General features: G+C 64.6%; 19 protein-coding genes, 1 pseudogene and 1 riboswitch. Of the genes and pseudogenes, 11 read left to right on the forward strand and 9 right to left on the reverse strand.

Going from position 1 to position 24,608, the window contains the following annotated elements; all coding sequences use genetic code 11:
• Positions 1-345 precede the first annotated feature (345 nt).
• From QYH69_RS03500 to QYH69_RS03510, 3 genes are all read left to right on the forward strand, one after another.
• Positions 346-2,385, forward strand: coding sequence for a sigma-54-dependent Fis family transcriptional regulator (locus tag QYH69_RS03500; protein ID WP_374992336.1), 2,040 nt, complete (start codon positions 346-348; stop codon positions 2,383-2,385).
• Between the two features lie 25 nt (positions 2,386-2,410).
• Complete coding sequence (locus QYH69_RS03505) at positions 2,411-3,577, forward strand: VIT1/CCC1 transporter family protein (protein ID WP_308830521.1); 1,167 nt, start codon at positions 2,411-2,413, stop codon at positions 3,575-3,577.
• A 182-nt stretch (positions 3,578-3,759) separates the two neighbouring features.
• The gene (locus QYH69_RS03510) at positions 3,760-4,059 is read left to right on the forward strand and encodes a 2Fe-2S iron-sulfur cluster-binding protein (RefSeq protein ID WP_308830522.1); all 300 of its coding nucleotides are present in this window, start codon (positions 3,760-3,762) and stop codon (positions 4,057-4,059) included.
• Positions 4,060-4,111: 52 nt separating this feature from the next.
• On the opposite strand, the gene QYH69_RS03515 is transcribed toward QYH69_RS03510, so the two are convergent.
• Both QYH69_RS03515 and QYH69_RS03520 read right to left on the reverse strand, forming a co-directional pair.
• Positions 4,112-4,438: a helix-turn-helix transcriptional regulator gene (locus QYH69_RS03515; protein ID WP_308830523.1), complete on the reverse strand. Its 327-nt coding sequence runs from the start codon at positions 4,436-4,438 to the stop codon at positions 4,112-4,114.
• A pseudogene (locus tag QYH69_RS03520) lies at positions 4,422-4,532 on the reverse strand (type II toxin-antitoxin system RelE/ParE family toxin); the annotation flags it as partial. The pseudogene QYH69_RS03520 and the gene QYH69_RS03515, both read right to left, overlap by 17 nt.
• A 339-nt stretch (positions 4,533-4,871) precedes the next feature.
• Between QYH69_RS03520 and QYH69_RS03525 the strand changes: the two are divergent.
• A complete protein-coding gene (locus QYH69_RS03525; RefSeq protein ID WP_308830524.1) occupies positions 4,872-6,116 on the forward strand; it encodes an FAD-binding oxidoreductase in 1,245 nt (414 codons plus the stop codon).
• A 57-nt stretch (positions 6,117-6,173) separates the two neighbouring features.
• Here QYH69_RS03525 and QYH69_RS03530 read toward each other — a convergent pair whose 3' ends face one another.
• On the reverse strand, positions 6,174-7,118 hold the full coding sequence (locus QYH69_RS03530) for an AEC family transporter (RefSeq protein WP_308830631.1): 945 nt from the start codon (positions 7,116-7,118) through the stop codon (positions 6,174-6,176).
• 101 nt (positions 7,119-7,219) lie between these two features.
• Here QYH69_RS03530 and QYH69_RS03535 point away from each other — a divergent pair, with 101 nt between their 5' ends.
• A complete protein-coding gene (locus tag QYH69_RS03535) occupies positions 7,220-8,146 on the forward strand; it encodes a LysR family transcriptional regulator (RefSeq protein WP_308830525.1) in 927 nt (308 codons plus the stop codon).
• Positions 8,147-8,176: 30 nt separating this feature from the next.
• On the opposite strand, the gene QYH69_RS03540 is transcribed toward QYH69_RS03535, so the two are convergent.
• A complete protein-coding gene (locus tag QYH69_RS03540) occupies positions 8,177-8,920 on the reverse strand; it encodes a CbtA family protein (protein ID WP_308830526.1) in 744 nt (247 codons plus the stop codon).
• Between the two features lie 14 nt (positions 8,921-8,934).
• Entirely contained in the window at positions 8,935-9,162 is a 228-nt protein-coding gene (locus QYH69_RS03545; protein WP_308830527.1) for a CbtB-domain containing protein, read from the reverse strand.
• A 38-nt stretch (positions 9,163-9,200) separates the two neighbouring features.
• Positions 9,201-9,346: riboswitch (cobalamin riboswitch) on the reverse strand.
• Between the two features lie 50 nt (positions 9,347-9,396).
• Here QYH69_RS03545 and QYH69_RS03550 point away from each other — a divergent pair.
• Positions 9,397-10,020: a histidine phosphatase family protein gene (locus QYH69_RS03550; RefSeq protein WP_308830528.1), complete on the forward strand. Its 624-nt coding sequence runs from the start codon at positions 9,397-9,399 to the stop codon at positions 10,018-10,020.
• A gap of 124 nt (positions 10,021-10,144) precedes the next feature.
• On the opposite strand, the gene QYH69_RS03555 is transcribed toward QYH69_RS03550, so the two are convergent.
• On the reverse strand, positions 10,145-11,377 hold the full coding sequence (locus QYH69_RS03555) for a dienelactone hydrolase family protein (RefSeq protein ID WP_308830529.1): 1,233 nt from the start codon (positions 11,375-11,377) through the stop codon (positions 10,145-10,147).
• A gap of 475 nt (positions 11,378-11,852) precedes the next feature.
• Here QYH69_RS03555 and nirB point away from each other — a divergent pair, with 475 nt between their 5' ends.
• The 5 genes from nirB (at position 11,853) to QYH69_RS03580 (ending at position 19,228) form a co-directional block, all read left to right on the forward strand.
• Positions 11,853-14,285 carry a nitrite reductase large subunit NirB gene (nirB, locus tag QYH69_RS03560; RefSeq protein WP_308830530.1) on the forward strand — a complete coding sequence of 811 codons (2,433 nt, stop codon included), beginning with the start codon at positions 11,853-11,855 and terminating at the stop codon, positions 14,283-14,285.
• 28 nt (positions 14,286-14,313) lie between these two features.
• Positions 14,314-14,649 (forward strand): nitrite reductase small subunit NirD, encoded by a 336-nt coding sequence (gene nirD / locus QYH69_RS03565; RefSeq protein WP_374992337.1) that lies wholly within the window; start codon positions 14,314-14,316, stop codon positions 14,647-14,649.
• Positions 14,650-14,700: 51 nt separating this feature from the next.
• Positions 14,701-17,391 carry a molybdopterin-dependent oxidoreductase gene (locus QYH69_RS03570; RefSeq protein ID WP_308830531.1) on the forward strand — a complete coding sequence of 897 codons (2,691 nt, stop codon included), beginning with the start codon at positions 14,701-14,703 and terminating at the stop codon, positions 17,389-17,391.
• 90 nt (positions 17,392-17,481) lie between these two features.
• Complete coding sequence (locus QYH69_RS03575; RefSeq protein WP_308830532.1) at positions 17,482-18,057, forward strand: ANTAR domain-containing protein; 576 nt, start codon at positions 17,482-17,484, stop codon at positions 18,055-18,057.
• A 13-nt stretch (positions 18,058-18,070) separates the two neighbouring features.
• A complete protein-coding gene (locus QYH69_RS03580) occupies positions 18,071-19,228 on the forward strand; it encodes a CmpA/NrtA family ABC transporter substrate-binding protein (protein ID WP_308830533.1) in 1,158 nt (385 codons plus the stop codon).
• Positions 19,229-19,327: 99 nt separating this feature from the next.
• On the opposite strand, the gene QYH69_RS03585 is transcribed toward QYH69_RS03580, so the two are convergent.
• The 3 genes from QYH69_RS03585 to QYH69_RS03595 all read right to left on the reverse strand — a co-directional run bounded on the left by QYH69_RS03585 (position 19,328) and on the right by QYH69_RS03595 (position 24,606).
• Complete coding sequence (locus QYH69_RS03585) at positions 19,328-21,040, reverse strand: IlvD/Edd family dehydratase (protein WP_308830534.1); 1,713 nt, start codon at positions 21,038-21,040, stop codon at positions 19,328-19,330.
• A 106-nt stretch (positions 21,041-21,146) separates the two neighbouring features.
• Positions 21,147-22,493, reverse strand: coding sequence for a TolC family outer membrane protein (locus QYH69_RS03590; protein ID WP_308830535.1), 1,347 nt, complete (start codon positions 22,491-22,493; stop codon positions 21,147-21,149).
• Positions 22,486-24,606, reverse strand: coding sequence for a peptidase domain-containing ABC transporter (locus QYH69_RS03595; protein ID WP_308830536.1), 2,121 nt, complete (start codon positions 24,604-24,606; stop codon positions 22,486-22,488). The genes QYH69_RS03590 and QYH69_RS03595 overlap by 8 nt, the downstream gene beginning before the upstream one ends.
• Positions 24,607-24,608: the final 2 nt, after the last annotated feature.

A 24,608-nucleotide genomic window follows, 5' to 3' on the forward strand; every position in this document is an offset into this window, starting at 1 on the left:
GCAAAAAAGCGCCTGACGCGTCGCGCGGACGGTTCAAGTGTCCTTCTTCAACAGGCAGAGCGCACGGCGGGAAGTCGGCCGCCGGGCCGGTCGCAGTTGCCCGCGTATAGCGCCAGCGTCTGCGCGCAATCGGCGAATGAACGCATAACACTTCTAACGAGTGCCTCTGGCTGCGCGGGAAACGCCAGCTTCCCACGCCTGCTGTGCCCAATGGCCGCGGCGTCCTGTAACATGAACCACTGACCGGCAACCGTATGCTGCAGTGCCAAATAAATGGCATGAAGACACGACGAAGCCGCCCGTCTCCACGCGGACGCGGCTTTGCATTCCACCGGAGACAAGCCTGTGAATCATCGTCCCGCTGCTGGACCCCCTGCTGGGCAGGTCGTCGGGCAACCCGGTGCTCGACTCGACGTGATCGCCCAGGCGCACGCGCGCTCGCGCGATTTCGGTCTGCAAGCGCATGAGGCGCCGGATTTCCATCCGCTGCGGCATACGCAGTTGCAGGACATCGTCGAACGCAACCAGTCGCTTTACTCGCATGCGCTGCCGGTCATGGAAACGCTGCATGCGCAGATCGTCGATACGCAAAGCATGGTGCTGTTGACCGACAGCAACGGCGTGATCCTGCACAGCCTCGGCGACAGCGACTTCGTCGAGAAAGCGCGACGCGTGGCGCTATGCCCCGGCGTGTCGTGGGCCGAGGCCGATCGCGGTACGAACGCGATCGGCACCGCGCTCGCGGACGGGCGGCCGACCGTCGTGCACGGCGGCGAACATTTTCTGCATGCGAACCGCGTGCTCAGCTGTTCGTGCGCGCCGACTGCCGACCCGTACGGCCATACGATCGGCGCACTCGACGTGAGCGGCGATACGCGCGGCTTTCACAAACATACGCTTGCGCTCGTGCGGATGTCCGCGCAGATCATCGAGAATCACCTGTTTGCGAACCAGTTTGGCGACGCCGTGCGTGTGCGCTTCCATGCGCGAGCGGAATTCATCGGCACGCTGTTCGAAGGGCTCGCCGCGTTCTCGCGCGACGGCTGCTTTCTCTCTGCGAATCGCAGCGCGCTATTCCAGTTCGGACGGCCGCTCGCCGCGCTCGAGCGGCTGCCGTTCGACGCGCTGTTCGGCGCGCCGTTCGCGGCGCTCGTCAGCGAAGCGGAGCACGCACCCGGCGAATGCATGACGCTAACCCTGCCAAGCGGCGTGCGCGTTGTTGCGCGAGCCGAATGTCGTGCGCGGCCTGCGTTCAGCGCCGGCGCATCGAGTGACAGCGAGGGCGACCGCCGCCGCGATCCCGGCGGCTGCGCATCGGCCAAAGCGCCGGCCGGCGCGGGGCGCGTACGTCCCGAACCGCATGCGGTGAGCTTCGCGACGCTCGATACCGGGGACGCGAGAATGGCCGAGGTTCTGCGCCGGGTCGAAAAGATCGGCGGCCGCGACATTCCGCTGCTCGTGCTCGGCAAAACCGGCACTGGCAAGGAATGGCTTGCCCGCGCGTTTCACTACGAATCGCCGCGCCGCGCGGCGCCATTCGTTGCCGTCAATTGTGCATCGCTGCCCGACACGCTGATCGAAGCGGAGCTGTTCGGCTACGAGGACGGCGCCTTCACCGGCGCACGCAAGCGCGGCAATGCCGGCAAGATCGTGCAGGCCGACGGCGGCACGCTCTTTCTCGATGAAATCGGCGACATGCCGCTGGCGCAGCAGGTGCGGCTGATGCGCGTGCTGCAGGAGCGCGCGGTCGTACCGCTCGGCGGCGCGCGGGCGATCCCGGTCGATCTGAGGATCATTTGCGCGACGCATCGCAACCTGCGCGCGATGATCGGCGCAGGCACGTTCCGCGAAGACCTGTATTACCGGATCAACGGTCTCGCCGTCACCTTGCCCGCGTTGTGCGAGCGCACTGATTTGCCCACGCTCGTCGAACGGATACTGGCGCGGCAGCAACGTGAGGAACCGCGCACTCCATCGCGCGTGCATCGCGACGTACTGGAACTGTTCGGCCGTTGCCTATGGCCCGGCAATCTACGGCAACTGTCGAACGTACTGCGCACGGCCGGCATCATGGCGGAAGGCGCGGACGCAATCGGTATCGGGCATCTGCCCGAGGATTTTCTCGAAGACCATGCAGCGGCGCAAAGACGGGAACTCGACGGCCAGGAAGCCGCCTTCGTCGTCGGGGACGATGCCGCGTTGCGCGCTCAGTCGACGTGTTCTTCCCGCTCCGCCGAACGCCCCGCCCGCATGACCGAATGGCAGGCCGCGCTCATCGAGCAGACGTTGACACGGCATGGCGGCAACATCTCCGCGGCGTCGCGTGAACTGGGACTCGCGCGCAACACCGTATACCGCTATCTGCGTATGCGCGGCGCGCACTAAGCGCACTGCGCCACAACGACCGGCAATGGCCACGCGACACGAACTCAAACGATTCCGCACGAACCTCGCCGACGAACTCGACAGCGCCGCGCTATACGACACGCTCGCACGCGTCGAGAAAGACCCGGCGCGCCGCGCGGTATTCGCGCAACTGGCCGGCGCGGAACGCGAGCACGCGAACGTCTGGCTCGACAAGCTGCGCGCGAGCGGCGAGCGCGCGCGGACACACCGTCCGAGTGCGAAGACTTACCTGATGCGCGCGTTGATCCATACGCTCGGACCGTCGTCCGTGCTGCCGGCGCTCGCGGCCGCGGAAACCGCGGACCGCGACAAGTACGCGCATCAGCCCGACGCCGCACAGCTTTCGGCGGACGAGCAGCGTCATGCGGCAGTGATGGAGGCCGTCGTCGCACAAGACATGCAGCGCGCAAGAAGGCTGCTGGCCACGCGCGCGCGTCGGCACTTCACGCCTTCGGTCGCGCGCGCGGTCGAAGCGGAGCCCTGGCACAAGGGCGTCGCATCGGGCAACGAACTGCGCGCCGCTGTGCTCGGCGCAAACGACGGACTCGTGTCGAACTTCTGCCTGATCATGGGCATCGCGGGCGCGGGCACCAGCAATAAGGCCATCATGCTGACCGGCTTCGCCGGCCTGATCGCGGGCGCGTGCTCGATGGCGCTCGGCGAATGGCTGTCGGTCACGAATGCCCGTGAACTCGCGCGCGCGCAGATCGCAAAGGAAGCAGACGAGCTCGAGCATGCACCTGATGCGGAACGCCGCGAGCTTGCGATAATCTACGAGGCGAAAGGCATCGACCGCGCAGAAGCGAACCGTGTCGCCGAGCAAATCATGCGCGACAAACAGAAGGCGCTCGACACGCTGACGCGCGAAGAGTTGGGTATCGACCCAGCGGAGCTCGGCGGTAATCCGTGGTCCGCAGCGGGGATGTCGTTCTGTCTGTTTTCGCTCGGCGCGCTTTTTCCCGTGCTGCCGTTTCTCTGGGCGCAAGGCAGCGCGGCAATCGCGCAATGCGTGGCGCTCAGCGCGTTCGCACTCGCGGCGGTCGGCGTGTTCACATCGCTATTCAACGGTCGCGGTGCCGCGTTTTCAGCGATGCGCCAGATCGTGATCGGACTCGTTGCGGCTGCGTTCACCTTTGGGGTCGGGCATTTGCTGGGCGTGTCGATTTCGTGATCTTGCGATCGTGGATTTTTTAACCCCGTCGCCGCGTCATCGTGCCATCATGCCATTGGGTCTCGGTGCGTGAAGACGCAGCCGCGTGCGAGCGGGAGTTCCGTTAAACTCCGCTACGCTTGCTCCGCGCATGGCTTATGCGCCTCTCCGCCTACCGCCTACCCGTCCACCGGCTAATTGCAATGCTCGACCCTGACACAACGCACACGGTCCTTATAGAACCGCTCGGACGCATGTTCGAGGCACCCGAGTCGTTGACCGTGCTCGAAGCGGCCGCCTTCGCCGGTTTGCGTTTGCCGCGCTCATGCCGCAATGGCACGTGCCGCACCTGCCTGTGCAAAATGACGTCGGGCAGCGTGCGCTATCAGATCGAATGGCCCGGCGTCAGTGCCGAGGAAAAGGCAGAGGGCTATATCCTGCCGTGCGTGGCCATCGCCGAAAGCGATCTTGCAATCGAGGTGACGGGCGTGCAGGAGATGTGAGCGTCGGACCACTCGCGGCGCGGACCGCGAGTCGACCGATCTCGACGAAGAATCAGAAGTCGAGCTGATCCGCAGTGATGTCAAGCGCGGCAGCGATTTTCTCGCGCGTGGATCGACGCAAACGGTCGCTGCTTTCCTGCTGCGCATAGGCCGATTGGCTAATGCCGAGCCGCTGCGCGACTTCGGCCTGAGTCAAACCCAAATGCTCGCGCCACGCGCGTACAGGCGTCGCACCGTCAACCGTGCGGCTCACCACATCATGAGGAATCAACCCGCGTTCGCCGCTGCGCTCGGCCAGATACTGCATATACGGAATGACCACGAACGCCGGCGTACCGTCAGCGCCCGTTATAAGTTGAATATTAGTAGGTGCGTTCATCGCGTTTCCTCACTTCTTCGATCTCGACAACCTTGATTTCGCCGTCCCAGTTGAACAACACCCGAAAGTCGCCAGTGCGAAGCCGGTAGCTTGCAAATGGTTCGTCAAATGCACGACATTCTGACCCTTCAGCCGTCTTTTCGGCGACGGTTCATAGCGGCATGTCTGCCGCTGTCAGCTTTGATGGCTGACTTGCTGTTAGTGATGCAGATCGTCTGGGACGTTGACGTCGTGCCTGCTTCCTCGCGTCCGCACACTCGCATATCGCACCTGTTTGCGGACCATACGAAAACTCTGAAAAGTGGCCGCAGCAGGAAGCGTTCGTACGGCGCGTCGTTCGATCTCGACGGGCAACCTATAATCGCCGGGTCGACACTCGACATCGCGACGCGACAGCCCGCACATCACCCTGTTCAACGACACACAAACCCGCATGGACTTCGACGTCATCGTTCTCGGCGCCGGCATCATCGGCGTTTCATCGGCTGTGCATCTGCAGGACCGCGCGCTACGCGTCGCGCTCGTCGACCGCCGCGGTCCCGGCGAAGAAACGAGCTTCGGCAACGCGGGGCTCATCGAGCGTTCGTCGATCGTGCCGTATGGCTTTCCGCGCCAGTTGCGCACATTGCTGCGCTACGCACGCAATCGTTCCACCGATCTCTACTGGGATTACCGGGCACTGCCGTCCTACGCCGGATGGCTAATGCGCTACTGGTGGGAATCGCAGCCGCAACGCCATGCGGCCGCAGCACGCGACATGCTGCCGCTCATCGGCGCGTGCATCGCCGAGCACGACGCCTTCATCGCACGCGCAGGCGCAGGCGCACTCGTGCACGACGGCGGTTGGATCGAGGCATACCGCACACCCGCCGCATTCGACAAGGAACGCGCAGCAGCGCAAGCCGACGCGCACGCGCACGGCCTGCGCGTCGAACCGCTCGATGCGGCTGCGCTACGCAGACGCGAGCCGGGCATCGGCGCAGACATCTGCGGCGGTTTGCACTGGCGCGATCCGAAAAGCGTGCGCAGCCCGGGTGCGCTCGTAAAAAGCTATGCGCGGCTTTTCGAAAGCACCGGTGGCGTATTCATCAATGGCGACGCAACGACGCTGCGCGCGGAAGGCGGCGCATGGACTGTCGAAACGGCATCCGGGCGACTCAGTGCACCCAACGTCGTGGTTGCGCTCGGCCCATGGTCGGATCTGGTGTTCGAGCCGCTCGGGTATCGCATTCCGCTGCGTGCGAAGCGCGGCTACCACATGCACTACCGGCCGACGCGCACACCGTTGTCGGTGCCTGTCGTCGATATCGAGTGCGGCTATGTCGTGGCGCCGATGGAGAACGGCCGGCTGCGCGTCACGACCGGCGCCGAGCTTGCGACCCGCGGCAGCCCGCCCACCGGCATTCAGCTTGCGCGCGTCGAGCCGCTCGCGCGCGCCGCGTTCGGCATCGGCGAACGGCTCGATCAGGCGCCCTGGCTCGGCATGCGCCCGTGCACGCCGGACATGCGGCCTGTAATCGGGCCCGCGCCGCGGCATCGCGGCTTGTGGTTCGCATTCGGCCATAACCATCATGGGCTCACGCTCGGCCCCGTCACGGGCCGGCTGCTTGCCGAAATGATGACTGGCTCCACGCCGTTTACAGATCCACGGCCGTATCGCGTCGAACGCTTCGGCTAAGGTCGTGTGTGCCGCTTCGTAACGTCGCCGGCTGCACGGCCGCAGCGCGAACATTCGTCACAAACCGTGCCGCTGCATGATCAGCAACAGCAACGATAGCGTCACGAGCGAGGCGACTGTCGAAAAGAGGATGGTTTGCGACGTCACGTGCGCCTCGCGCCGATAAAACTCGGCAAGCATGTACGGTCCGGTGCCGGTCGGCAGCGCGGCGAGCAATACGGCGACACCGGCCATATTGGCCGGCAACGCGAACACGCGCGAGGCCATCCACCAGGCCAATGCCGGCTGGACGATCAGCTTGATCGCGGTGATCGCGACCGACGTAATGCGTTCGTTGCCCGCTTGCCGTTTCTCCGCGAGAAAGAGCCCGAGGCTCACGAGCGCGCACGGACTCGCCGCGCCGCCCAGCAGCTTGAGAAACGTTTCGGCACTGTGCGGCAAGGTCCAATGCACGCTCGCCACGAGCGCACCCGCGATCGGCGAAACGATCAGCGGATTTTTCGCGAGCGAGCGCAGCACCTTCAAACCAAGCTTGTGCGGCGCACGCTCGGTCTGCAACCCGACCTCGATCAGCACGATCGCGAGAGCGAACAGCACACAAGCGACGATGATCGTCGCGATCGTCGTCGGCGTGAGGCTTGCGTTGCCGAATACGATCAGCGCAAGCGGAAAGCCGATGTAACCGGTATTCGGGTACGACGCCGCGATCGCGTCGACGCTCGCATCGGCAAGATGCCTGCCCTGCACGAGCCGCACGATCAGCACGCCAATGAACAGCACCGCGCACGCCACCGAAAACGTCACCACAAAACCCGGCTGGTCGAGTTGACGCCAGGTGGAATGCGCCATGGTGTCGAACAGCAGCGCGGGCAGCGCGAGCCACACAACGAAGCGGTTCAGTTCGGAAGCGGCGGTCGGGCCGAGCAGATTGCGCCGCCGGCAAACGAAGCCGGCGAAAATCAACGCGAAGACAGGAATCAGGATTTCGAGCGTGGACAGCATCGGGACATGCACATCGGCCAGTCGGAAGGCCGCTAGCGTAAACCCGATCAACGATACAATCCAATGCTGATTGAATTGCTCAACGATACTTTTTTTGCATCATGGTCGATGTCAAGCCGCTCCGCTATTTCGTCGCCCTCGCCGAGACGCGCCATTTCGGCCGCGCCGCCGCGCGGCTCAATCTGTCGCAACCGCCGCTGAGCCGTCAGCTTGCGGCGCTCGAAGCCTCGCTAGGCGTCACGTTGATCGAGCGCAACTCGCGCAGCGTCACGCTGACCGCCGCGGGCGCGCGCTTCTACGCCGATGCGAAAGCGATTCTCGCCGCCCTCGATCAGGCGGGCCGCAATGCGCGCGCCGCGGTGCTCGGCGAGCGTGGCGAACTGTCGATCGGATTTACGATGTGCGCGGCTTACAGTGTGTTGCCTACTTACGCACGCCGTTACGGCGCGGCTTTTCCGGATGTCACGCTGAATCTGCGGGAAATCGTCTCGAACGATCTCGCGCCGCAGGTGCTCGACGGGCAACTCGATGCGGCGATCATGCTGTCGGGCGCGCCGCCGCACGGGCTTGCCGCACGCACCGTGCTGACCGAACCGCTGTGCGTCGCGCTGCCGCGCCGGCATCGGCTCGCCCGCGCGAGGCGGGTGTCGATTGCACAGCTTGCGCATGAGCCATTCGTCATCGCCGCGCGCGAAGTCGGCGAAGGGTTGCATACGACCATCGTCGAGCATTGCCGCACGGGCGGCTTCGAGCCCGACGTGCGCTTCGAAGTGCGTTTGCAGCAGACAGTCCTGAGTCTTGTCGATGAGGGGGCCGGAGTCGCGCTCGTGCCCGCGTCGATGCAACGGGCGCAACTGGCGGGGGTGGTGTTCAAACCGCTCGCGCAGGCACCGTCGATCTCTCAGGTGCTCGTGTGGCTGTCGACGAACCGGAACCCCTGTCTTGCGCGGTTTCTCGAACTGGTCGAACAGGGGCCGGACAGAAACGGCCCGCACGCGTTTGCCGTGCAGGCCGCAGACGCGAGCTAGCGTGCTCTATGCTTTAACCTGACCCGCCGTTCAACCCGCGAGGCGCCGCTCCGGCCGAGCGGCGCGCGACAGGCGCTGCAAGCGTTCGGCGAATGCGCCGAACAGCAAGCCGAGCGCCGTCCACAACACGGCCTGCATGCCGAGTGCGGTAACACGGAACTTCCACAGCACGACCGCCGGAAACGCGGCCGGCACCTCGTTGATTTCCGGCAAACCGGCTTGCACGGCCGCGATGATCGCAATGAATACGAGCCCCGCGAGAATCGACCCGTTCCATACGCCGAAGCGTGCAATCGCGCGACGCCGCACCTTCATCGAAAACACGAGCGCGGTCAGCGAAATGACGATCATCAGGAAGTACAACCCGGTGCGATAGCCGATTGTCTGCGGGTCACCGACCGACGGCGGGTTCGGCGGATACTTGAGCGCCGGCACGATCGCAATCGCCATGAATGCGCCGAGCGCAAGCCATGCGGACAATTCGCGCACACTGAGCTTTTTGGCGCGGCCGTAAAAATACGCGAAGGTCAGCGCAAAGAGTCCGCCCACTGCGGCCCCATACACGACCACACCGGTGAAGAGACCGAGCCCTGCCTGCGTGCCGCGGCTTACGAGTTCGGGCTCCCGTGCTTCGCCCTTCGCCGCGTCGGCTTTTTCTTCGAATGAAATGGCCTGATCGACCTGCGGCTCACCGACCACGCGTGCCAGACCGAACGTGAGCAAGCCCGCGGCGATGCCCGCGAGCATCCCGCGCACCAGCAATTTACCTACCATGGTTCGCTCCTGCGTCAGTGGCAGGGGAAGCCGAGCAGATGGCGGCCGTCGTGAACGAATTCGTGCACGTACATGCCGGGGATCAGCGATGTCGCGCCCTCTTCCGCGCCGACGAAATAGAGTGCAAGCAACAGCAGCAGGCCACCGAAGACAACCCACGGCAATAGTTCGCGCAGCGGAATGGGCGTGGGCGCGGCGGCGGGTTCGAGTGCGTCGAGCGGCTTGAAAACTGCGTCGGACATGACGGATATCTCCCTGGGGTTACGCGCCCCGATAGACGATTGCAGAAAAGGCACGAAGCTGGGTCTGACTTCCGGACCAACGATGTGGCCGATTACAGTGGCGCGACCGCGCCGGACTTGCACCGGCTTCCGCGCTTCGAGTAGCGCTTATTCTACGCGCTAAACTGTGCGACCCCCGAAAGCTTTTCGCGGGCCGCGCAAAACAGCACACCCTGCGCATGCACATGGAACGACATGCAGACACGTCTCTGGTTGATCAGCCACGCGTCGACCGCGGCACAACGCAGCGCGACGTTCGCGGACGCGAACGAGCCGCTCGATGCGCGCGGTCTCGCCGAAGCGAACGCCTTCGCCCAGCGTCCGCGCTTCGCATTCGGCGGCGTGGACGAAGTGCGCGTGCTGACCAGTCCTGCAGCGTGCGCGCGCGACACGGCCCGTGCGCTCGGCTTCGATGCCGCCGTTGCCACCGAGCTTGCCGATACCGACTACGGCGAATGGCAACGCATGCGCGTCGCCGATATCGCGACGCAGGCGCCGCAGGCACTGGAAGCGTGGCTGCGCGATCCTGCTGCAGCGCCGCCGCGCGGCGAATCGTTCGAAGCGGTTCTGGCACGCGTCGGCGCATGGCTCGACGCGCTAGCGGGGAATGACCGGAGCGGCCGCACGGTCGTCGCCATTACACATGCGGCCGTGCTGCGCGCGGCGCTCATCCATGTGCTGCACGCGCCGCCCGCCGCATTCACGCAAATCGAAATTGCGCCGCTCACAACGATCGGGCTGCGCAGTTCGAAGCGCGGCTGGACCTGGTGGCCTCATGCGCCAGGCGAATCCGCACCCATACCGCAAACCACCGCCTGACACGCACTGCGCCTTGTTCAAAACGGCCGGCAGGCGATTCCGTCAATGTCGCTTCAGACGGCGCGCCGGTATCGTCGCGCACCAGCTCGCAAGCCGGCCGCTGGCGCATCGCGGAAAAACCGCTTCAACCCGACTTATCGTCTCCGCCGCTCATTCGCGGCATCAGCGAATCGCCTGGCCGCGCAATATCGAGCACCTTGCGCGCCGACTGGATGCCAACCACCGGCAGACCCTCGGCATCGAGCATGCCGATCTGCGCGAGCACGGTCGCCTGATCCCAATACACATGCAGGTTGTCTATCTTGTCGCCGCGAAAGCAGATCACCGCGACCATCGCGACTTCGAAGTATTTGCCCGTCGGTGCGACGCCGGGCAGCATCCAGTGCATCTCGCACGTGTGCGTACAACGAAACACGAATTCGTCGACGATCCGGTCGAGGCCGACGGTAAACGAGACCGGCACATGCTGCGCGTCGGGTGGAAACGAATGCATGAACTCTTCGATATAGAAGCGCTTGAGCGATTCGTGGCCGATGCCTCCGGTCATCGTCGGCACGTCGTTGAAGTAGGGATCGTCGACCATCGTCGCCATCACGGCCTCGGCGTCGCGCGTGACGTACTTGTGATACGAGTGCCGCTTCCACACGCGTTCGATGGCATAGATCGGCCCCATCGTCTTCTTGAGCAGCGACAACGAACGCGAATACGACAACGCCGCCGACGGACGGTCGAAGTCGGGGCCGGGCACGGTGAACGACTCGCCGCAGTCGTATTCATGGACCGTGACCCCCGGCTTGTACTCGAACGCCGCGCGAATCTTGCCGCGCACGAGCACGTCGTGCGCCGACGAAATACGCCCTGACAGATGCAGCACCACCGGGCAGCGCAGACGGCGGGCCTCGCCCAGGTGAGCTTCGAGCGCCGCGCCGCAGAAGCCGACCGCACAGTCGACATCGGTATGCGCCGCCGCGAGCACCGCGAGCGTGCCGCCCGGTCCAAAGCCGAGCACGCCGACCTTGCCGTCCTGCGCCGGATGTTCGCGCAATGCTTCGAAGGTCGAATTGATGTCGTCGATCGCGTGATCGATCTCGAGAAGCCGGTTATGTTCGCGGGCGAGCGCGGCGTCGCCGCCGTAACGGTCGAACGACTTGCGCGGCGAGAGCCGCCAGTAAAGATCGGGCACGACGACCACGTAACCTTCTTCGGCATAACGCCGCGCCATCGTTTTGATGGGCTCGTCGATGCCATAGTTGTCGTGCAGCAGCACGAGCCCCGGCGCCGGTCTATGCGCGGGCAATGCGAGATAGCCAGTGAAACTCCGGCCATGGCTCGCGGCAATTTCAATCAAATCGTCCATCGTCCATCTTGTTGTCACACCGGTCTGTCAGGCGTGAGAGCCCGTCGTATCAAGAACGCGCAGACAGGTCACTTATTCCAGCCGTCATCAGTCAGAAAGCAAAAAACGTTCGGGCATCGCATCGGCGCGCTCTCGCGCTAATTCAGTGCATCGCCGAGTTCGCGCACTGCTGCGGTGCAATACAAACATCGTGACGAATACGCGAGTGCCTTGTCCGACAAGGATTTGCCACTTTGCTGCTCAATGGCACGACCGTTGCTTAAAACGCTCGGCTGCCTGCAAAGACGCGGGCGGCGCAAGCGGAGCCACCGTTCGCCATCGGCGAAAACGGTCCGCGCAAGACATGGCCGCAAGCCCCGCAACAGAGCAACGCATGAGGCGGGGTTTCGGCAGACAACAGTCGGGCAATGGCGTTCGACGTGCGCTGCATCGGGTTTCGCCGCCCGCTGCGCGATACCTCGGCAGAACGGACATCATGAGCAAACCCCGACTCGTCGTCATCGGCAACGGCATGGCCGGCATTCGCACGCTCGAAGAACTGTTGACGATCGCCCCCGATCAGTACGACATCACGGTCTTCGGCGCCGAACCTCACCCGAACTACAACCGCATCCTGCTGTCGCCGGTACTGGCCGGCGAGCAGAGCTTCAACGACATCGTGCTCAATCCGCTCGAGTGGTACGAGCAGAACGGCATTCATCTGCACCTGGGCAAGACCGTCGAAAAGATTGACCGCGTGCACCGCAAGGTGATCGCCACCGACGGCACCGAGGCGCCGTACGAGCGCCTGCTGATCGCGACCGGTTCGACGCCGTTCATCCTGCCGGTACCCGGCAACACGCTCAAGGGCGTGATCAGCTATCGCGACATCTACGATACGCAGACGATGATCGACACGGCCGCGGTGAAACGTCACGCCGTCGTGATCGGCGGCGGCCTGCTCGGGCTCGAAGCCGCGAACGGTCTGAAGCTGCGCGGCATGGAGGTGACCGTCGTGCATCTCGCCGACACCTTGCTCGAACGGCAGCTCGACGCGACCGCCGGGCGTCTCCTGCAGCGCTCGCTCGAAACACGCGGCCTCAAGTTTCTGCTCAGCAAGGCGACCGCCGAAATTGCGGGCAACGAAGCAGGCGAAGTGACCGGCGTGATCTTCAAGGACGGCGACGCGGTTCCCGCGGATCTCGTCGTGATGGCAGCAGGCATCCGCCCGAATACCGCTCTCGCGGAAGCAGCGGGCCTCTACTGCAATCGCGGCATCGTCGTCAGCGACGCGCTGCAGACCTACGATCCGCGCATCTACGCGGTCGGCGAATGCGTAAGCCATCGCGGCATCGCGTACGGTCTTGTCGCGCCGCTCTTCGAACAGGCCAAAGTCGCCGCGAACCATCTCGCGCTGATGGGCATCGGCAGCTACAAAGGTTCGGTGCTGTCGACGAAGCTGAAGGTAACCGGTATCGACCTCTTTTCCGCAGGCGATTTCATGGGCAGCGACGGCACTGAAGAAATCGTGCTGTCCGATCCGGCGGGCGGCGTCTACAAGAAGCTCGTGATCAAGGACGACCAGCTCGTCGGCGCATGCCTGTACGGCGACACCGCCGACGGCGCCTGGTACTTCAAGCTGCTGCGCGAAGGCCGCAAGCTCGGCGAGCTGCGCGACCACATCATGTTCGGCGAATCGAGCGTCGGCGACGCGGGCGTGCAGGGACAAAGCCGCGCCGCGGCCATGGCCGACAGCGACGAAGTGTGCGGCTGCAACGGCGTATGCAAAGGCACGATCGTCAAGGCGATCAGCGAAAAGGGCCTGTTTACGCTCGACGACGTGAAGAAGCACACGAAGGCGTCGAGTTCGTGCGGCTCGTGCACGGGGCTCGTCGAACAGATCCTGATGAGCACGGTCGGCGCGAATTTCCAGGAGCCGCCGAAGACGAAGGCCGTGTGCGGCTGCACCGATCGCAACCATGGCGAAGTGCGCAAGGCGATTCGCGACCACCATCTGCTCACGCACCGCGAGGTCTACGACTTCCTCGAATGGCGCACGCCGAACGGCTGTGCGACGTGCCGCCCCGCGATCAACTACTACCTGCTGTCGACGTGGCCGCGCGAAGCCGTCGACGATCCGCAAAGCCGTTTCGTCAACGAGCGCGTGCACGCGAACATCCAGAAGGACAACACCTTCTCGGTGATCCCGCAGATGAAAGGCGGCGTGACGAATTCGGCCGAACTGCGCCGCATTGCTGACGTGGCGGACAAATACAACGTGCCGATGGTCAAGGTGACGGGCGGCCAGCGGATCGACCTGTTCGGCATCAAAAAGGAGGATCTGCCGCACGTGTGGAAAGACCTCGGCATGAAGTCGGGCCACGCATACGGCAAGTCGATCCGCACCGTGAAAACGTGCGTGGGCAGCGAGTTTTGCCGCTTCGGCACGCAAAACAGCACGCAGATGGGTATCGATCTCGAAACCATGCTCGCCAATATGTGGTCGCCGCACAAGACGAAGCTCGCGGTGTCGGGCTGTCCGCGCAACTGCGCGGAAGCCGGCATCAAGGACGTCGGCGTGATCGCGGTCGAAAGCGGCTGGGAACTCTATGTAGGCGGCAACGGCGGCATCAAGACCGAAGTCGCGCAGTTCCTCGTCAAGGTGAAGACGCCGGACGAGGTGAAGGAATACACGGGTGCGTTCCTGCAGCTCTATCGTGAAGAAGCGTATTACCTCGACCGCACCGTGCATTACATCGCACGCGTCGGGCTCGACTACGTGAAACAGAAAGTGGTCGAGGATGCGGCGAGCCGCAAGGCGCTCTACGAACGGCTGCTCTATTCGCTCGAAGGCCTGCCCGATCCATGGGAGGCGCGCATCGCGGGTATGCAGAAGAGCGAATACATCCCGCTCAAGGTAGTGGCCTGATAGCGAACGCAACAGACCGGAAGGGAACATGACCATGGACATGCAAGTGAGCCGCGCGTGGACGCGCATCTGTACCGTTGCCGACATTCCGCCGCTCGGCAGCCGCGTGCTCGAACGCGCGAACGGCAATATCGCGATCTTTCGCACCGCCACCGACAACATATTCGCGCTGCTCGACCGGTGCCCGCACAAAGGCGGCGCGCTGTCGCTCGGCATCGTGCACGGCGAGAGCGTGACCTGCCCGCTGCACGCGTGGAATATCGATCTCGCCAGCGGCGTCGCGAAAGCGCCCGACGAAGGTTGCGCGCGCCACTTTCCGGTGCGCGTCGATGAGGACGGCACGGTTTACCTGTGCCTCGAATAGCGCGCGAGACCTGATGCAATGAGCAGACGCAATCAGGCGCATGGAGGCTCGATGAAAACCGTCACCCGTTCCACCTGCTGTTACTGCGGCGTCGGCTGCGGCGTGCTGATCGAGGCGGAGGACGGGCGCATCACCGGCGTCAAGGGCGACCCCGGGCATCCGGCGAACTTCGGCAGACTGTGCAGCAAAGGGCTCGCGCTCGCAGACAGCGCGCGCAGCGAGACCGGCCGCATGCTGGCGCCCGCCTTGCGCACGGCGCGCGACGAGCCGCGCCGCACCGTGTCATGGAACGACGCACTCGACACGGTCGCGCAACGCTTTGCCGACGTGATCGGCGAACATGGCCCCGATGCCGTTGCGTTCTACCTGTCCGGTCAGTTGCTCACCGAAGACTATTACGTCTTCAACAAGCTCGCAAAAGGCCTGATCGGCACCAACAACATCGATACGAACTCGCGCCTGTGCATGTCGAGCGCGGTGACGGCGTACAGGATGGCACTGGGCGCCGACGGTCCGCCCACCTGCTACGAAGACCTCGAACTCGCGCAAACGGTGCTGTTCGCGGGCAGCAACATGGCGTGGGCGCATCCGGTGCTGTTTCGCCGGCTCGAAGCGGCAAAGGCGGCGAACCCGGCGATCCGCTGGATCGTCGTCGATCCACGCCGCACCGATACGGCCGCGATGGCCGATCTGCATCTCGCGATCCAGCCCGGCACCGATGTCGCGCTCTTCAACGGCATGCTGCATCACCTGATCTGGGAAGGTCTCGTCGATCGCGACTATATCGATGCACACACAACCGGTTTCGCCGAACTGAAGAAGCTCGTGCGCGAATTCACTCCGCGTGTCGCCGCCGAATTGTGCGGCATTGCCGAGCAGGACCTGCTGCAGGCGGCCCAGTGGTTCGGCGAAAGCCCCGCCGCGCTTTCGCTCTATTGCATGGGCCTGAACCAGTCGAGCCACGGAACCGACAAGAATCTCGCGCTGATCAACCTGCACCTGGCGACGCATCAGATCGGCCGTCCCGGCGCGGGCCCGTTTTCGCTGACCGGCCAGCCGAACGCGATGGGCGGGCGCGAAGTCGGCGGCATGGCGACCATGCTCGCCGCGCACCGCGATATCGGCAACGCCGCGCATCGCGAAGAAATCGCGCGGCTCTGGGGGCTGGCCGATGCGGCGCGCCTGTCGGACACGCCGGGACTGCCCGCCGTCGACCTCTTCGAAGCGGTGCGCAGCGGCAAGGTCAAGGCGGTCTGGATTGCGTGCACGAACCCCGTGCATTCGATGCCCGATATCGCGAAGGTGCGCGAGGCGCTCGATCAGGCGGAATTCGTCGTCGTGCAGGACGCGTTCATGCAAACCGACACGGTGCCGTACGCGGACGTGCTGCTGCCCGCGGCGACGTGGGGCGAAAAAGCCGGCACCGTCACCAATTCGGAGCGGCGCATCACGCGCGTGCGCGCCGCCGTCGAGCCCGCCGGAGAGGCGAAGCCCGACTGGTGGATCGCGAACGAAGTCGCGCGCCGTATCGCGCACAAGCTCGAACGCGAGCCGCACCTGTTCGGCTTCGAGACCACCGAAGCGGTATTCGACGAACATCGCGCGCTCACGGCCGGCCGCGATCTCGACATCGGCGGCCTCAGCTACGCATTGCTCGACGCACAGGGACCGCAGCAATGGCCGTTTCCGCCGGACCACGCCACGGGCGATGCGCGCCGCTACACCGATGGCCGCTTCGCCACCGCGGACGGCCGCGCGCGCTTTCATGCAACGCGCTATCTGCCGGTGGCCGATGAAGTCAACGCGCGCTTCCCGTTCCGTCTGACGACCGGACGCCTGCGCGACCAGTGGCATGGCATGAGCCGCACGGGCCGCGTGGCAAGGCTGTTTTCGCATGCACCGGAACCCGCACTGACGATGCATCCGGGCGATGCCGCGCGCCGCGGTCTTGCGGAAGGCGACCTCGTGCAGGTGAAGAGCCGCCGCGGCGCATTGGTGCTGCCGCTGCAGATCTCCGACGATGTGCAGTCCGGCGCCGTATTCGCCGCGATGCACTGGAGCGGCCAGTTCGTCGCAAGCGGCGGCATCAACGAGACGACGCACGGCGCGGTTGATCCGCATTCGAAGCAGCCGGAGCTCAAGCATGCGGCCGTGCGCGTCGAACGCGCCGACCTGCCATGGCGCATGATCGCGGCGCGGCGCGGCGACGCGCTCGCGCTGCAGGCCGCGCTGCAGCCGCTGCTCAGGGAATGCGCCTACGCGTCGGTCACCTTCGACGCCGACGATCTGCTGATTCTGCGCGCCGCGCACACTGCTGCGCCGCAAGGCTGGCTCGAGCGCGTCTATGCGGCCATGGATTTGCCGTCCGGCGACGATACGCTCGAATACCGCGATGCACGGCGCGGACTTGACAAGCGCGCGATCTGGCGCGAAAACGTGATGAACGGCTTCGTGCTGGCCGGCGACACGGCAAACGGCGCCGCCTTGCTGGCAAAATTGCGCGACGCGACGCCGTGGAGCGGCCCGCGCTTTGCCGCATTCGCGGCTCTGCGCGCGGAACCGGCGGTGCGCGATCGCGTCGTGTGCGGCTGCATGCAGGTGAAGGCGTCGAGCATCAACGAGGCGATTGCGAATGGTGCGACCGTGCCCGAACTGAAAGCGAAGCTCGGCTGCGGCACGGTCTGCGGCTCGTGTCTGCCGGAACTGAAACGGCTTGTCGACACGTCCGCCGTCGCCGGCTGACGCCGCAGGTGCGAAGGCCATCACGAAATAAGACGCGAAGTCCGACATGCGGCGCCGCCGCGCGCTACTGAAGAATCGAACTGGAAGACCATGCTGCGTGTACTGCTCGTGACCGATACCGACAAGCCGATAGGCGAATTGCGCGAAACGCTCGCGCAACTCGGCTACGAAATGCTGGCCGGCACGGCGACGCCGGAAGCGCTGCATCGTACGGTCGAGAGCGAGCGGCCCGACGTAATCATCGTCGATACCGAATCGCCATCGCGCGATACGCTCGAGCAGCTCGCCGTGATGAACGCGACCGCGCCGCGCCCGGTGCTGATGTTCAGCAACGACACGAACCAGCAGCTGATTCGCGATGCGGTCGGCGCAGGCGTCACCGCGTATCTCGTCGAAGGTCTCGCCACCGAACGCCTCGCACCGATTCTCGAAGTGGCGCTCGCACGCTTTGCACAGGAATCGCAACTGCGCGAACGTCTCGCGCAGGCCGAAAACGAACTCGCCGAGCGCAAGCTGATCGACCGCGCGAAACGCGTGCTGATGGAGCGTCAGAAAATGACCGAGCACGCCGCGTATGCGACGCTGCGCAAACGCGCGATGGACCAAAGCATCAAACTCGTCGACGTCGCGCGCCAGATCGTCGCGTCGGCGGACTTGCCGGAATGATGATGGGCCGCTTATGACTGAATCTGCACACTCGCCTGGACCGGACGCGTCGCACATGGCGCCCGGCCGGCTCGAAAAAACGCATCTGCGCCTGGGCTTCGTCGCGCTCAGCGACGCCGCGCCGCTCATGGCGGCGAAGCTATACGAATTCGGCCACGCGCATGGGCTCACGCTCGAACTCGTGCGCCAGCCGTCATGGGCCGCCGTGCGGGACAAGCTCATCTCCGGCGATCTCGACGCCGCGCATGCGCTGTACGGCCTTGTATACGGGGTGCAGCTCGGCCTCGGCGGGCCGCAAACCGATATGGCCGTGCTGATGGTGCTGAACCGCAACGGCCAGGCGATCACGCTGTCGCGCCGCCTCACCGAAGCGCTCGCGTCGCATCGCACGCTGCCCGAAGCACTCGCGACGCTCGGCCGCAAACCCGTGTTCGCGCAGACGTTCCCGACCGGCACGCATGCAATGTGGCTGTACTATTGGCTCGCCGCACAAAACGTGCATCCGTTGCGCGATATCGAAAGCGTCGTGGTTCCGCCGCCGCAGATGGTCGATGCGCTCGCGCAGGACCGGCTCGACGGCCTGTGCGTCGGCGAGCCGTGGAACGCGGTGGCGCAGGCGCAAGGCGTCGGCGCGACGGCCGTCTATAGCAGCGAAATCTGGCCCGACCATCCGGAGAAGGTGCTCGCCTGCCGGCGCGATTTTGTGAGCCGTTTTCCGAATACGTCGCGCGCGCTCGTGCAGACGATGCTCGAGGCGTGCCGCTGGCTCGACGACGACCGCCATTGCACGGAAATCGCACGGCGGCTTGCGCAGCCTGAATTCATCGGCGTGCCGGTGGAGACGATCGCACCGCGTTTGCAGCGTGCAACCGGGCACGATACGCGTTTGCCCATCCGCTTTTTCGCGGGCGGACATGTGAACTATCCACGGCCCGACGACGGTGTCTGGTTTCTGACGCAGTTCCAGCGTTGGGCAATGATTGACACGCGTGACGACTATGCGGAGATCGCCGCGCAGATCAACCAGACCCGGCTTTATCGCGAAGCAGCGCACAACGTCGGGGTGACGGTGCCGGACACTGAGGCACCGCAGGTGTTGATCGATGGGCGCGTGTGGGATGGCTCAAACCCGGTCGAATACGCCGACACATTTGCCATTCGCGGCTTGTGATGCGCTCGCGATCGACTGGGAACGCGCGCGCAGTGCGCTCCGGCGCATGCGCGCTTCCGGCGAACACGCGTCGGCGATGGGGGGCATGATTCGCGTCGCTCAATGCGAATCGCGCGGCACCGGCGCACCGCTGGCACCGACCAGAAAGTCGAGATCGGCGCCCTGATCCGCCTGCAACACATGCTCGACATAAAGCCGGTAGTATCCGCGCTTCGGCAATTCGGGCGCCTGCCACGCGGCGCGCCGGCGTTCGAGTTCTTCATCGGAGACCTCGAGATGAAGCTTGCGCGCTTTCACATCGAGTTCGATCATGTCGCCGGTGCGCACGAGCGCGAGCGGCCCGCCCGCCGCAGCCTCCGGGGATACATGCAGCACCACTGCGCCATACGCGGTGCCGCTCATGCGTCCATCGGAGATCCGCACCATATCGGTAATCCCTTTTTGCAGCACCTTCTTCGGCAGCGGCATATTGCCGACTTCCGCGAAGCCCGGATAGCCCTTCGGGCCCGCGCCCTTTAGCACCATCACGCAGTTTTCGTCGATATCGAGCGACTCGTCGTCGACCTTCGCATGCAACTCCTCGACGTTCTCGAACACGACCGCGCGGCCGCGATGCTTGAGCAGCGATTGCGTGGCGGCCGACGGCTTGATGACCGCACCGTTCGGCGCAAGATTGCCTTTGAGCACCGCGATGCCCGCATGCGGCTTGAACGGCTTCGCGAACGACGTGATGACCTGCTCGTTGTAATTCGGCGCCTCGCTCACGTTGTCCCAGATCGTCTTGCCGTTGACGGTCAGCGCGTCGCGATGCAACAGCCCCTGTTCGCCGAGCTGCCGCAGCACCGCGGGCAAACCGCCCGCGTAATAGAAATCTTCCATCAGGAACTCGCCGGACGGCTGCAGGTTCACGAGGCACGGCACTTCGGAACCGAGTTCCCAGTCTTCGAGCGTCAGTTCGACGCCGATGCGTTTCGCGATCGCAAGCAGGTGCACGACCGCATTCGTCGAGCCGCCGATCGCCGCATTCGTGCGAATCGCGTTTTCAAATGCCTGACGCGTCAGAATTCTGTCCATCGTCAGGTCGTCGCGCACCATGTCGACGATGCGGCGCCCCGCCATATGCGCAAGCACCTGGCGGCGCGCATCGACCGCCGGAATGGCCGCATTGTGCGGCAAACCCATGCCAAGCGATTCGACCATCGACGCCATTGTCGATGCGGTGCCCATCGTCATGCAGTGGCCGCGCGAGCGGTTCATGCACGATTCCGCTTCGACGAATTCCTCGCGTGTCATCGTGCCCGCGCGTACTTCCTCCGACATTTGCCAGACACCGGTGCCCGAGCCGAGCGTACCGTCACGAAAACGGCCGTTGAGCATCGGGCCGCCCGAGACGGCGAGCGCAGGCAGATTGCACGACGCCGCGCCCATCAGCAATGCCGGCGTGGTCTTGTCGCAGCCGACCAGCAGAATCACGCCATCGATCGGATTGCCGCGAATCGATTCCTCGACATCCATCGACGCGAGGTTGCGAAACAGCATGGCCGTGGGCCGCAAATTCGTTTCGCCGAGCGACATCACCGGAAACTCGAGCGGCAGGCCGCCCGCTTCGCGCACGCCACGCTTCACGTAGTCCGCCAGTTCGCGGAAATGCGCGTTGCATGGCGTGAGTTCGGACCATGTATTGCAGATGCCGATAACAGGCCGGCCATCGAATTCGTCGTGCGGAATGCCCTGATTCTTCATCCACGAGCGGTGGATAAAGCCATCTTTGTCGTCCCTGCCAAACCAGCTCTGCGAGCGGAGCTTGCGCATGTCGCCTCCTATGTCTTTTTTGCGGTTGCCGTCTGTCGCGGCGAATATCGAGCTTACCGCATCGGGCTCGCGCCGGCAGAGGCGAATCGCTCGACAGGCATGCGCGTTATCCCTTAGCCGGCGCGGACAGATCGTCGCGTGGCCCGATCAGCAACGAGCCGAGGGCGGCTATGTCGTCGATATCGAGCGTCGCGGCGTCGGCTTTCAATTGCAACAGCGCGACGATCGTGTCGTAGCGCGCGGCGCGCAGATCGCGCCGCGCCACGTAAAGCGCATTCAGCGTGCGCAGCACGTCGGTGCTGGTCCGGCTGCCGACCTTGTAGCCGGCTTGCGTGGCGTCCAGCGTGTTGCGGCACGCTTCGACGAAGTCGATCAGCATGCGGGTCCGCTCGCGCCCGGCCTCGTAGCGCGCGAAGCTCTCGCGCGCAGCCGCTTCGGCGTCGCGCTGCGCGGACAATAGACCGTTATGCGCCTTATCCTCGAGCGCTTCCGATGCCTTGACCTTAGACTGCACCTCGCCGCCGGAAAAAAGCGGAATGGTCACGGTCAGCATGGCCGTAGTCGTGGTGGTCGGCCGCGCATAGCCGGCCGCCGCGCCCGCCGGCGTATAACTCGCGGTCACGGCCGCCACCGGATAGTGCGCCGCGCGCGCCTTGGTCACGTCGTACTGCGCGATCTGCCAGTCGAGTTGCCGCATCTGCACGCCGAAGCCATGCTCGCGCGCCTGCGCCGCCCAGTCTTCCGGGTCCGCGGGCGCCGCCGCGGGCAGCGGCATTGCGCCGCGCAAACGCGCAAGCGGTTCGAAAGGCGCGCCCGTCACCTGTTCGAGTGCACGGCGCTTCGCTTGCAGATTCACCTGAGCCACGCGCTGCTGCAGAACGATTTCGTCGCGCAGCGTTTGCGCATCGCGCAAATCGATTCCCGTTGCCTCGCCGGCATCGCGCCTGCGTTGCAATTGCCCGTATTCGACGTCGATCGCGGCAAGGTAATCGTCGATGCGGCGCACTTCGTCCTCGGCGGCGAGTTCGTCGAAATACGCCTTCGCAGCGCGAAGAATCGACGCCTGCTGCGCGCCGCCGAATTCGACCGCGCCGCGTGCTTCGACGAGGTCCGCCTGCCGGTAGCTGGTCCAGCGTGTCCAGTCGAACAGCGGCTGGGTCAGGTTGACGCTCCACCCGCTTTGCCAGTAGTCGTTGCGCGGAAAGCCTTCCGTATCGATGCGGTTATAGCCGCGCCCCCAGCCGCCCGAGAGTTGCGGCAGCAGCGCGGCGCGCGCAATGGGTACCGCCTGCCGCGCGGCGTCATACGAGGCGCGCGCCTGCGCGACGCTTGCGTCGTAATCGACCGCCTGTTCGACGACGGTCAGCAAATCCACCGCATGCGCGTAGCCGCTGCCGCACAACAGCGCCGCGAGCGCGGCTGCGACACCCATTGCCCGACGTCGATCAACCATGCGTGGGCTCCATTTCAAGGTTCGCATTTCCCGCCGTTTCCCTCAGCAACGCGCCATCGTGCAGTCGATAGCGAATTTCAAACGCAGCGGCCAGTGTCAGATCGTGCGTAATGACGACCACCGTGCAATCGAGTTGCCGCAGCAACGCGGCGATGTGCCGAACCGACGCCGGATCGAGATTCGAAGTCGGCTCGTCGAGCAGCAGCAGGCTGCGCCGCTGATACAGCGCGCGCGCCAGCAGAAGCCGCTGCCGTTGACCGGCCGAAATATTGGCGATCGTGTCGCTGATCACGGTGCGCGTGCGCATCGGCAGACGCATCACGTCGTCGAGCAGGCCGACCGCGGCGAGTGTGGCGTGCACGCGATCTTCGTCGACGCTCGCGGCGAACAGCGAAACGTTATCGGCAATCGAACCATGCAGAATCAGATCGCCCTGCCGCATATGCGCTGCGTGGCGGCGAATTTCGTCGACGCTCAGATTGCGCCAGTCGATACCGTTCAGCGCAATGCGCCCTTCCTGCAACGGCTCGGCCGCGGACAGCAGCTTGAACAACGTCGACTTGCCGCTTCCCGATGGGCCGACAATCGCAATCTTGTCGCCGCTGCGAATATCGATGCTCGCGTTTTTCAGCACGGGCCGATCGGATACGCCATAACGAAACGTCACATCGCGCACCTCGATCTGCCGGAACTCGCGAACTTCCGCCGCTTTCAGGCTATCGGCGAGCGGCGTATAGCGCTCCTCCTCGCAGTCCGCGATATCGGCCACGCGCGCCACCGGCACGCTCAGCATCAGGTAAGCGAAACCCGAGTTGATCGCGTGCGCGAAGCGCTCCGAGAGCAGCGACTTATAGATGAGGAATGAATAGAACACGCCGGCCGAGACGGCGCCGCCCAGCATCAGGCGCGCGGCAAACCATGTAATTGCGATCGTGTCCGCATAGTTGACGAGCTTCAGAATCGCATCGCGCGTACTGGTCAGGCGCGCGCTCGACAGCGTCGCCGCGATGTACTCCTTGTACTTCGTCATAAAGAGCGCGGTACGGCGCGTCTCGCCCTGCGCGAGCTTGATCAGCGATGCGGCGCGGATCGTCTCGATCAGCGCGTCATCGCAACGCGCCGAACGCTCGACGACGAGCGCGTGCGTGTCGCGCATCCGCGCGAACATCGCTACGGCAATCGCGACATAAACGGCGAACATCGCCAGCGCAACGAGCGTGAGGCGCCGGCTTTGCATCAGCATCAGGCAAAGCGCCAGCACGCCGACGGTCACGTCGATGCATAGCGACACGAAGGTACGCGTCGCGTACACGCTGATTTCGTCCTGCGCCTTGACGCGCGCGAACACATCGCCGACGTGGCGCTTTTCGAACCATGACATTGGATTGCGCAGCAGGTGGCCGAGCAGCCCTTCCGTCGTGTTGATCCGCACGCGCCCGTGCAACAGTTCGACGAGCGTCGTTTCGACATACTGACTCAGCGCACCGGCGGCGAAGATACTGGCGAACGTCAGCACCAGCACGTTCAGCAGATTCAGGTTGTCCGCTGCCACGACATAGTCGAGCACGAGGTTGCCCAGATATGGCATCGCGAGAATCGCGAACTGACTGCCGAGCGCGACGAACAGCACCTTCGCCAGATGTTGCCGCAACAATGGGTTCTGCGCGCGCAGGCGCGCAAGCGCAGCAGGAATGCGCGACTTCATGCGGATGCGCGGCAACGCCGGCGTCGGCGCGCATTCGAGCAGATAGCCCGAGACGCTCGCAACGAACGTATCGAGCGAGATGCGGCGCTTGCCGCTCGCGGGGTCGATCACCTGCACATAGCCGCGGCCGCATTTATCGAACACGACGAAATGCGCACCGCCGAAATGCAGAATCGAGCCGCGCGCGATCGAATGCAGATCCGCGCCCGCATCGAAACGATAGGCCTGCACCGCGAGGCCGAATTCGACGGCCACGTCATACAGGTCCATCAGCGAAAGACCGTTCGCCGAGATCGGCCGGAATACCGACAGCTCGCGCACCTCCGTCGCGCGGCCCAGATGAGACAGCACCATCGCAAGGCACGCATATCCGCATTCGGCCACTTCATTCTGGTAGATGATGCGCACGT

The sequence above is a fragment of the Paraburkholderia sp. SARCC-3016 genome, assembly GCF_031119615.1.
GTDB lineage: Bacteria > Pseudomonadota > Gammaproteobacteria > Burkholderiales > Burkholderiaceae > Paraburkholderia.

Excerpts from the sequence above, each read along its gene's own strand:
- QYH69_RS03545 (WP_308830527.1), bottom strand. The coding sequence starts at position 9,162 with ATGTCCGACGCAGTTTTCAAGCCGCTCGACGCACTCGAACCCGCCGCC.
- QYH69_RS03510 (WP_308830522.1), top strand. The coding sequence starts at position 3,760 with ATGCTCGACCCTGACACAACGCACACGGTCCTTATAGAACCGCTCGGA.
- QYH69_RS03585 (WP_308830534.1), bottom strand. The coding sequence starts at position 21,040 with ATGCGCAAGCTCCGCTCGCAGAGCTGGTTTGGCAGGGACGACAAAGAT.
- QYH69_RS03580 (WP_308830533.1), top strand. The coding sequence starts at position 18,071 with ATGACTGAATCTGCACACTCGCCTGGACCGGACGCGTCGCACATGGCG.
- QYH69_RS03550 (WP_308830528.1), top strand. The coding sequence starts at position 9,397 with ATGCAGACACGTCTCTGGTTGATCAGCCACGCGTCGACCGCGGCACAA.
- QYH69_RS03555 (WP_308830529.1), bottom strand. The coding sequence starts at position 11,377 with ATGGACGATTTGATTGAAATTGCCGCGAGCCATGGCCGGAGTTTCACT.
- nirB (WP_308830530.1), top strand. The coding sequence starts at position 11,853 with ATGAGCAAACCCCGACTCGTCGTCATCGGCAACGGCATGGCCGGCATT.
- nirD (WP_374992337.1), top strand. The coding sequence starts at position 14,314 with ATGACCATGGACATGCAAGTGAGCCGCGCGTGGACGCGCATCTGTACC.
- QYH69_RS03535 (WP_308830525.1), top strand. The coding sequence starts at position 7,220 with ATGGTCGATGTCAAGCCGCTCCGCTATTTCGTCGCCCTCGCCGAGACG.
- QYH69_RS03530 (WP_308830631.1), bottom strand. The coding sequence starts at position 7,118 with ATGCTGTCCACGCTCGAAATCCTGATTCCTGTCTTCGCGTTGATTTTC.
- QYH69_RS03575 (WP_308830532.1), top strand. The coding sequence starts at position 17,482 with ATGCTGCGTGTACTGCTCGTGACCGATACCGACAAGCCGATAGGCGAA.
- QYH69_RS03570 (WP_308830531.1), top strand. The coding sequence starts at position 14,701 with ATGAAAACCGTCACCCGTTCCACCTGCTGTTACTGCGGCGTCGGCTGC.
- QYH69_RS03540 (WP_308830526.1), bottom strand. The coding sequence starts at position 8,920 with ATGGTAGGTAAATTGCTGGTGCGCGGGATGCTCGCGGGCATCGCCGCG.
- QYH69_RS03515 (WP_308830523.1), bottom strand. The coding sequence starts at position 4,438 with ATGAACGCACCTACTAATATTCAACTTATAACGGGCGCTGACGGTACG.
- QYH69_RS03525 (WP_308830524.1), top strand. The coding sequence starts at position 4,872 with ATGGACTTCGACGTCATCGTTCTCGGCGCCGGCATCATCGGCGTTTCA.
- QYH69_RS03590 (WP_308830535.1), bottom strand. The coding sequence starts at position 22,493 with ATGGTTGATCGACGTCGGGCAATGGGTGTCGCAGCCGCGCTCGCGGCG.
- QYH69_RS03505 (WP_308830521.1), top strand. The coding sequence starts at position 2,411 with ATGGCCACGCGACACGAACTCAAACGATTCCGCACGAACCTCGCCGAC.